The following is a 6,728-nucleotide window of genomic DNA, read 5'->3' on the forward strand; positions in this document are numbered from 1 at the left end:
GCCCCGACGGGCAGATACGAGGAGTGCCAGAATGCTCGACCAGAGAACCGGCCAGGTCGGCGCGGCGGAACTCAACCGCCTCATCCAGGACCAGGCCCACCAGGACATCGCCGAGCGGTTCCAGTTCGGGGCGCCGGCCGTCAGCCAGCTGGCCAACTTCGACAAGCGCAACGACAGCGAACTGCTGCGGGCCGCGACGGAGAGCACCAGCGCCGCCGAGCGCGAGCGGGCGCTGTGGGAGTACGCCCACCGCAACCAGGGGCAGTCGATCGAGGCGCTGACCCGGCACGTGCGTAGCGAGTCGGACCCCTCGGTGCGCTGGAACCTGCTCTGGCTGCTCGTCAAGCACGGCGGCGCGAACGTCGTGCCGGTGCTGCGGGAAGCCCTGCACGACGAGCACGCCGAGGTCCGGGACTGGGCGTCGCTCTTCCTCCAGGAGCTGACCGGCGAGCACCACCCGACGGTCTACAACGAGCTGGTGTGGGAGAACGACCGCACCTTCGACCAGACCCTGCCGTTGCAGATCGCCGGCTTCGCCGACGTCAACATCCCCGGCATGGGCTGGGTGCAGGCGCGGCTGTCGCCGATCTGGTTCGCCTCCATCCTCGGCCGGGTGCTGGCCTGCACCAACACCGACACCTACATGACCGACCTGGTCATCGAGAAGGAACTGCTCGGCTTCCACGACGACGACACCAACCACTACGAGACGTTCATGTTCCGGGGCGCCTCGTACGCGATGAGCGAGACGGTCACCCAGCACGTCTACGAGTCCAACACGATCCGGCCGTTCTACAAGTCCGGCCTGGTCAAGGAGGGCCCGGCCATCATGACGCCGGTGTCGCTGTCGCGTGCGGCCGGCACCGAGCGGCTCCGCCCGCAGAACATGCAGCACGTCGAGTGGCGCTCCTCGGACGGCTCCGACAGCGCCCGTGGCCAGCGGCTGCGCGACGTCGGCGTGTTCCGCAGCGTCCGCGGCCGGTTCTGGGGCTGGGCGCACACCGACCTCAACCGTTACCTGGAGAGCGGTGTGGTCGCGCCGGGCACGGTGCAGCTGGTGAGCACCGCCGACCCGGCCGTCGGCAAGATGGCCAACACCGTCATCTACGGCACCTTCCGCGGCAAGCTCGGCGACGTCACCGGCAACGGCACGCTGAGCGTCAACAGCATCCCCTGCCACGGCACCGTCAACGGCGAACTGGACCTGGACCTCGACGGGGTGGCCGACGCCGACCCGCGGGTGCCGAAGGCCTAGTGCTGACAACAGCTTCACCAGGGGTGGGTCGAGGGGTTTCCTCGACCCACCCCGCCCCCCTGTAACCACTTCGAGATGAGGATGCATGGACCAGCAGCTGACCCGCGATGTCGTCCCGCCCGTGGCGCGGGACTGGAACCCGAAGTCCCTCTCCGCCATCCTGGTGGCGCAGTTCATCGCCTTCGGGGTGGTGCTGGGCGTACAGGGTGTCATCTGGGTCGAGGTGATGGCCGACCTGGCCCTGCGCGAGGGGGTCTTCGGCACTCTGCAACTCGCCCTGCCGCTCGTCGGTCTGCTGGTCCTGATGTTCAACGGTCAGCTCTACGCCGGGCTCGGCAGCAAGTGGCAGTCGGTCCTGGCACTCGCCCTGCTGGGCGCCGGGATGCTGGTCCTCGCAGTCACCACCAACCTGTGGCTCTTCGCCCTGGCGTTGGTCTTCTCCGGCCTCGGGTTCGCGATGCTCGACGCCGCGACCAACGCCGCCGGGATGGACCTGGAACAGGCGACCGGTCGGCACGTCATGAACCTGATGCACGGCCTGCAGAGCGCGGGCGTGATGGTCGGCGCCGTGGCCACCGGCGCGGTGCTGGCCACCGGACTGTCGTACCACGCGGTGGCGGCGCTGTCGGTGCTGGTCTTCTGCGTGCCGGTCGTGCTCGCGACGCTGCCGGTACGCTTCGCCCCCGGCCTTCAGGAGGAGGAGGCAGCCGGCGACGGCGCGCTGCTGCGTAATCCGATCTTTCGCAAGCTCGCGGGGATCACCTTCCTCGGCAGCGCGGCGGAGGCCGTCGCCGTCGTCTGGACCGTCATCTACCTGGTCAACCTGGAAGCCTCGATCGCGGTCAGCGGCGTCATCTACGCGATCTTCAACGGCGCGATGCTGGTGGGCCGGTTCCTCAACGCCGCGGTGGTGTCCCGCTTCGGTTCGCGCGTCTCGTTGCTGATCTCCTCGGTGGGGATCCTGGTGGCGGTGGCGCCACTGTTGGCGTTCGACAACGTGCCGGCCGCGGTGGTGGCGTTCACCCTGCTCGGGCTCGCCGTGGCGGGCGTCCAGCCGACCGCCCTGAGTGCCTCGGCACCGTTGGCCGCCAACACCGGCTCGGTGGCGGCGGGCATCATGATGTCGGCCTACGGGGCCCTGCTGATCGCGCCGTTGGCGTACGGCTGGATCGCCGACTTCAGCTCGTTGCGCGCGGCGATGATCGTCCTGGCGCTGTGCGGACTCGCCGCGGTCTGGCTCTGCCTCGGGCTGCCCAGGAACACCGCTGCCGAACCGACCCGGTGACAACGCTTTCCCGCACGGATGGTGGTGGAGATGACAACGTCATTCCAGCGGCTCGGGCCGACGGGGCAACACGTCTTCCTGCTCGCCCAGGAGGAGGCACGCAGCCTCCAGCACGGCTACGTCGGTCCGCAGCACCTGTTGCTCGCCCTGCTGCGGCAGTCCGAGGGTGAGACGGCCGAGGCACTGCGGCGGCTGCGGTTGAGCTACCCGCAGGTGCAGGGGATCGTCCGCGAGATGGTGACGCCGCACGGGCACGCCGAGCAGCGGCCGACCACCTCGTACCTGCCGGTGGCACCGCACGTGCACACCCTGCTCGACATCGCCGGCGACGAGGCCGACCGGGCGGGTGGCGGCGAGGTGGGCCCGCCGCATCTGTTGCTGGCACTGGCCCGCGAGGAGAAGGGCTTCGTCCGCTACATCTTCGTCCGGGCGAACGTCGCCGACGCCTCGATCTACGACGCGGTCGTCACCGCCCTGCGCCAGGCCCGGTCCGCCGGCCCGGCGCAGGGCCCCGGCCGGGACAGCGAATCCTCCGTCCTGCGCAGCATCGGCCTGGACCTGACGGAGGAGGCCCGGTGCGGACGGCTGGACCGGGTGGTGGGGCGGGAGGCCGAGATCGTCCGTACGGTGCAGGTGCTGCGCCGCCGCAAGAAGAACAACATCGTCCTGATCGGTGATCCGGGCGTGGGCAAGACGGCGATCGTGGAGGGTCTGGCCCAGCAGATCGCGGACGGGGCCGTCGGCGCTTTCGCCGACACGTCGGTCTGGTCGGTGGACGTCGGGTCACTGCTGGCCGGCGCGACCTACCGGGGCCAGTTCGAGGAGCGGCTGCACCAACTCGTCGACGAGGTGATCGCCACCGGATCGATCCTCTTCATCGACGAGCTGCACATGATCGTCGGTGCCGGCTCGGCGGAGAGCGCGGTGGACGCCGCGAACATCCTCAAGCCGGCGCTGGCCCGGGGCAAGCTGCGGCTCATCGGCGCGACGACGTTCGACGAGTACAGCCGGCACATCGAGAAGGACCCGGCGCTCAAGCGGCGACTGCAACCACTTGTGGTCGAGGAACCCTCGGTCCCGGACACGGTACGGATCCTGCGCGGAGTGCGACCGCACTACGAGGAGCATCACGGGCTGCGCTTCACCGACGAGGCGCTGGAGGCGGCGGCCCGGCTCTCCAGCCGCTACATCCCCGACCTGTTCCTGCCGGGTAAGGCCATCGACCTGCTGGACGAGGCGGCCAGCAAGGTGTGGTACGAGACCCAGCCCGGCAGCTCGGCCACCGCGCCTGTCGACCCGGCGGCGGATCGTACGGCTGAGGCGGTGACCGGTCGGGACGTCGCGGTGGTGCTGTCGGCGCAGAGCCGGATCCCGCTGAGCCGCCTGCTCGCCGAGGGCGCGCAGCGCGGCGACGAGATCGTCGATCTGCTCAGCCGGCGGCTGGTCGGCCAGGGTAGGGCCCTGGCGAGCGTGGCGAAGGCCGTGCAGCGGGCGCACGCCGGGGTGCGTTCGGGCACCGGGCCGCTCGCCTCGCTGCTGATCACCGGGCCGCCCGGGGTCGGCAAGACCCAACTCGCCAAGGTGCTCGCGAGCTATCTGCTGGGCAGCGAGGCGGCGTTGATCCGGCTGGACATGGGCGAGTATCAGGAGTCGCACACGGTGAGCCGGCTGATCGGCGCGCCACCCGGGTACGTCGGTCACGACCAGGGCGGGCAACTGACCGAGGCGGTGCGGCGCCGGCCGTACTGTGTGGTGCTGCTGGACAATCTCGACCAGGCGCATCCCGATGTGCGGAACCTGATCGCCCAGATCCTGGACGAGGGTGTGCTCGTCGACGGGCGGGGGCGAAGCATCAGCTTCGCCAACACCACCCTGCTGGCCACCGTCGGTGTCGAGACGTCGATGCTGCGCCGGTCGGGCGCGGTGGGCTTCCAGTCCACAGCCGACACCGCAGCCGAGCCCGATCGCGCCGACGGCGGCCACCTGCACCATCTGCGGGAGGTGCTCGGGGCCGGGTTGCTGGCCCGGCTGGACGACGTGGTCGTGCTGGAGCCACTGGCCCACGCCGACGTGATGAGACTTGTCGACCTGCTGCTGGAGGAGGTGCGGCAGGACCTGATGAACCATCAGGTGCAGCTCTGTCTGACCGCCGACGCGCGGTCCTGGTTGGCGCGCCGAGGGTACGACCACGAGCACGGCGCCCGAATGTTGCGCCAGGTCATCCAGGAATCGCTCGTCGCGCCCGCCGTCGCCGGTCTGGTGGACCGCCGCTTCGGCGCGGGCGACACGCTCCAGGCCGATGTCGTGGCGGACAGGGTGCGCATCGAGGTGGCCGACGCCACGGACCCGGTGCCGGTCGGGTAGGGCGGCCTAGCTCCGCTCGACCAGGGCACGCAGGTTGTTGAGGTGCATCTGCCAGCCGGCCCGGTGCTCGGCGGCGATCTCCGCGCCGCCGGGCAGCCGGTCGAGGCCGGTCTCCCGCAGTTCGACGACGGTGCCGACCTGGGTCGGGCGGAGCACGAACTCCACGTGCGTGCTCTCCGGCCAGCCGTCGTCGGCCCAGTCCATCGCCAGCAGCCGGCCGTCGACGAGGTCGGTGATCACGCCGGTGGTCTGGTTGCTGCCGTCCGGGCCCTCCCAGGTCTCCGTGACCTTGCCGCCGACGACCGGATCCAGGTCGAGATAGCTCCACCAGCCGGCGCGGACGTCGGCGGCGACAAGTGCCTGCCAGACCCGTGGCACCGGGGCCCCGATCTCGACCGTCTGCTGGACGATCGTGTCATCGTCGTGAGCTGCCATGACGGGCAGCTTAGTCAAATGGTCGGTGAAATGGTCCGCGACCGGCCGACGGAAGCGAACTCGATCCGGCTGTGGTGGTGGACCACGGTATGACGTAACTGTGATGGTCTTGCGCGAAGGCGACCATTAACATTCACGCACATCAATCACGGTGTGTCGGTGCACCGCGAAGTCCGCAGGGGAGTGCGTGATGATCCGACGACGACTGCTGCGCGCGGCCACCGCCGCGCTGGCGGCGGTGCTGGCGGCGACCGGGGTGCAGGTGGTCACCGCCGCCAGCGCCGCCGCCGCCCGGACCGTCTACTACGACGCCAGCCGGGCCGGTGAGTTCCGGACCAACTTCGACCAGGCCGCCCAGATCTGGAACAGCCGGGTGAGCAACGTCCGGCTGGTGGCCGGCACGCCCGCCAACGTCACCATCCTGGTCGACAACGGCTGGCCCCGGGCCCAGGTCACCGGGCTCGGCTCCGGTCGGATCTGGATGGGCTGGGAGGCGGTCAACCAGGGCTACCACCGCACCCGCATCGCGACCCACGAGTTCGGTCACATCCTCGGTCTGCCCGACCGGCGCACCGGGCTCTGCTCCGACCTGATGTCCGGCAGCAGCGCCCCGGTCTCCTGCACCAACGCCAACCCCAGCGCGACCGAGGCCAGCCAGGTCAACCAGCTCTTCGCGGGCAGCCGCAGCGCGGCCGACGTCACCGCGACGACGTACACCTGGACCGCCGACGGTGACGTCGGGACGTTCGTGGTCGGCGGGCGGCCGGCCACCGAGAACTACCCGTGGCTGGTCTACACCTCCGGTTGCACCGGCACCCTGATCAAGGCCAACTGGGTGGTGACGGCCAAGCACTGCTCGACACCGTCGTCGGTGCGGGTGGGCAGCACCAACCGCAGCAGCGGCGGCACCGTGGTCGGAGTGAGCCGGGCGGTCAACCACCCCAGCATCGACGTCAAGCTGCTCCAGCTCTCCAGCTCGGTCAGTTACGCGCCGGCCCCCATCCCGACCTCCTCCGGCGCGGTGGGCACCGCCACCCGGATCATCGGCTGGGGTCTGACCTGCCCGGTACGCGGTTGCGGCTCGGCGCCGACGACCGCGTACGAGCTGGACACCTCGATCGTGGCGGACAACCGGTGCAGCGGCATCAACGCCACGTACGAGATCTGCACCGACAACACCAACGGCAACTCCGGCGCCTGCTACGGCGACTCGGGTGGCCCGCAGGTGCGCCGGATCAACGGCGTCTGGAACGTGATCGGCGCGACCAGCCGCGCCGGCAACAACAGCCCCACCTGCGCCACCGCCCCCTCCGTCTACGGCGACCTCTCCTCCATCCGCTCCTGGATCAACACCCAGGTCGGTGGCCTCCCCGCCTAACAGCCCCATCC

General features: G+C 70.2%; 5 protein-coding genes. 4 read left to right on the forward strand and 1 reads right to left on the reverse strand.

What is annotated here, in order from left to right; translation table 11 throughout:
• Positions 1 to 31: 31 nt before the first annotated feature.
• From C1I93_RS09945 to C1I93_RS09955, 3 genes are all read left to right on the forward strand, one after another.
• Positions 32 to 1,255, forward strand: a complete 1,224-nt coding sequence (locus C1I93_RS09945) for a HEAT repeat domain-containing protein (RefSeq protein WP_111242953.1) — start codon at positions 32 to 34, stop codon at positions 1,253 to 1,255.
• An 85-nt stretch (positions 1,256 to 1,340) separates the two neighbouring features.
• Entirely contained in the window at positions 1,341 to 2,540 is a 1,200-nt protein-coding gene (locus C1I93_RS09950) for an MFS transporter (RefSeq protein ID WP_111242954.1), read from the forward strand.
• Positions 2,541 to 2,570: 30 nt separating this feature from the next.
• On the forward strand, positions 2,571 to 4,904 hold the full coding sequence (locus C1I93_RS09955) for an ATP-dependent Clp protease ATP-binding subunit (protein ID WP_181445098.1): 2,334 nt from the start codon (positions 2,571 to 2,573) through the stop codon (positions 4,902 to 4,904).
• Positions 4,905 to 4,910: 6 nt separating this feature from the next.
• Here C1I93_RS09955 and C1I93_RS09960 read toward each other — a convergent pair whose 3' ends face one another.
• Positions 4,911 to 5,339 carry an SRPBCC family protein gene (locus C1I93_RS09960; RefSeq protein ID WP_111242956.1) on the reverse strand — a complete coding sequence of 143 codons (429 nt, stop codon included), beginning with the start codon at positions 5,337 to 5,339 and terminating at the stop codon, positions 4,911 to 4,913.
• Positions 5,340 to 5,529: 190 nt separating this feature from the next.
• Between C1I93_RS09960 and C1I93_RS09965 the strand changes: the two genes are divergently transcribed.
• Complete coding sequence (locus C1I93_RS09965; RefSeq protein ID WP_111242957.1) at positions 5,530 to 6,717, forward strand: snapalysin family zinc-dependent metalloprotease; 1,188 nt, start codon at positions 5,530 to 5,532, stop codon at positions 6,715 to 6,717.
• Positions 6,718 to 6,728 lie beyond the last annotated feature (11 nt).

The organism is Micromonospora endophytica (assembly GCF_003236305.1).
Classification (GTDB): domain Bacteria; phylum Actinomycetota; class Actinomycetes; order Mycobacteriales; family Micromonosporaceae; genus Micromonospora; species Micromonospora endophytica.

Coding starts and splice junctions, on each gene's coding strand:
- C1I93_RS09945 (WP_111242953.1), top strand. CDS start 32: ATGCTCGACCAGAGAACCGGCCAGGTCGGCGCGGCGGAACTCAACCGC.
- C1I93_RS09965 (WP_111242957.1), top strand. CDS start 5,530: ATGATCCGACGACGACTGCTGCGCGCGGCCACCGCCGCGCTGGCGGCG.
- C1I93_RS09955 (WP_181445098.1), top strand. CDS start 2,571: ATGACAACGTCATTCCAGCGGCTCGGGCCGACGGGGCAACACGTCTTC.
- C1I93_RS09950 (WP_111242954.1), top strand. CDS start 1,341: ATGGACCAGCAGCTGACCCGCGATGTCGTCCCGCCCGTGGCGCGGGAC.
- C1I93_RS09960 (WP_111242956.1), bottom strand. CDS start 5,339: ATGGCAGCTCACGACGATGACACGATCGTCCAGCAGACGGTCGAGATC.